This window comes from Mesorhizobium sp. M7A.F.Ca.US.006.04.2.1, from assembly GCF_004022915.1.
Lineage (GTDB): Bacteria > Pseudomonadota > Alphaproteobacteria > Rhizobiales > Rhizobiaceae > Mesorhizobium > Mesorhizobium ciceri.
Map to the genome: position 1 here is coordinate 1 of NZ_RZQA01001211.1, position 1,388 is coordinate 1,388.

The following is a 1,388-nucleotide window of genomic DNA, read 5'->3' on the forward strand; positions in this document are numbered from 1 at the left end:
TAGCGGATGGTGTCGATGGCCAGGAGCGGATGGTCGGCAATGCCGATGCCGTAGAGGCCTGGCGCGTCGGCGCCGGTCGCCACCGCGCGCACGCCAGGACAGCGAAGTGCCGCCGAAACATCGAGCTTGCGGATACGCCCCGCGGAAACGGTCGACCGCAGCAGCACGGCATGCAACATGTCGGGGCGAACCCGGTCGTTGGTGTATTTCGTCCGCCCGCGCAGCTTGTCCTGCGCATCGCGGCGGGGAAGATTCATCACGGTGGCGGACAGCTCAGACATGGAGACCTCCCACCGACTGGCCAGCCTTCCGCGCTTGGTCAAGGCAGTCGGCCACGGCGTCGACGATCCGCTCATATCCGGTGCAGCGGCAGATGTTGCCGACCATCGCGGCCTTGATTTCGGGACGGCTCGCATGCGGATTGTCACGCACGAACGCCGAAAGGCTCATAACCATTCCCGGAAAACACATGCCGCATTGCACGGCATCGGCGGCCTCTAGATTGGCCTGGAGCGGATGCAGCGCCTGGTTTCCGGAACTCAATCCCTCGACGGTCGTGACCGCGCATCCCTGGACCAGGCCAATCGGCTTCAGGCAGGACGGCACCGCTTCGTCGTCGACATGCACCGTGCAGGCGCCGCAGAAGCCTTCGCGGCACACGGCTTTGGTCCCCGTCAGGAATCGTTCCCGCCGCAAGATGTCGACGAGCGGCGTCATCGGATCGCCGTGAAAGCTGCAGTCCTCGCCATTCAGCTGGAATGTCACAACCATGCCAGGCCCTCGGTCTTGAGAAGTGCGGCAACACCGCGCTTGACCAGCGGCGGAAGAACCTGGCGCCGGTACCAACCCTCCGCTTCCCTGCCGTCGCGGCCCTGAAAATCATTGTGCTCTAGTGCAAGCCCGGCAGCGCGCTCCGGATCGAGCGCGGAGGCCTGGCTTGCCCTCATCGCCTGTTCGAGCGCCGTCCAGCGCCGCGCTACCGGCTCCACCGAGCCGACGGCGATGCGACATCGTTTGTCCTTGTCCACCGCAAGCGAGACGACGGCGACCGGATAGTCGCCAGCCTTCCGAAGCGGCAGGCGGATATGCGCGCTTGCGACAAGGTCGCGGCGCAGATGAATTCTCGTCACAATCGCCTCTGCCAGCAGCGCATGCCTGTCTTTGAGGAAATCCGAAATACCGATGAGTTTTGGGCCTTCGAACGTCTCCAGCTCCACCGTCGCCTCACAGACGAGAAGCGCAGGGGCGAGATCGGCGGCGGCAAAGTCGAGGGCACAAATGTTGCCGCCCACGGTGGCGACCCTTCGGATACCGGGATTGGCCGCGTTCTCCGCCGCGGCAACCAGACCTTCGAAGCCCGCTGCCCCATGCAACGCGCGGCCAAGGAC

Annotated in this window: 2 protein-coding genes and 1 pseudogene; all 3 read right to left on the reverse strand. The window is 65.0% G+C overall.

The features are described 5' to 3' along the window. Positions 1 to 281, reverse strand: a pseudogene (locus tag EN925_RS35885) (xanthine dehydrogenase family protein molybdopterin-binding subunit); the annotation flags it as partial. After that, positions 274 to 771: a (2Fe-2S)-binding protein gene (locus EN925_RS35890; RefSeq protein WP_127368827.1), complete on the reverse strand. Its 498-nt coding sequence runs from the start codon at positions 769 to 771 to the stop codon at positions 274 to 276. The gene EN925_RS35890 and the pseudogene EN925_RS35885, both read right to left, overlap by 8 nt. Beyond that, positions 762 to 1,388, reverse strand: a 627-nt coding sequence (locus EN925_RS35895; RefSeq protein WP_128337372.1) for an FAD binding domain-containing protein, incomplete at its 5' end; no start/stop codon positions are given. The genes EN925_RS35895 and EN925_RS35890, both read right to left, overlap by 10 nt.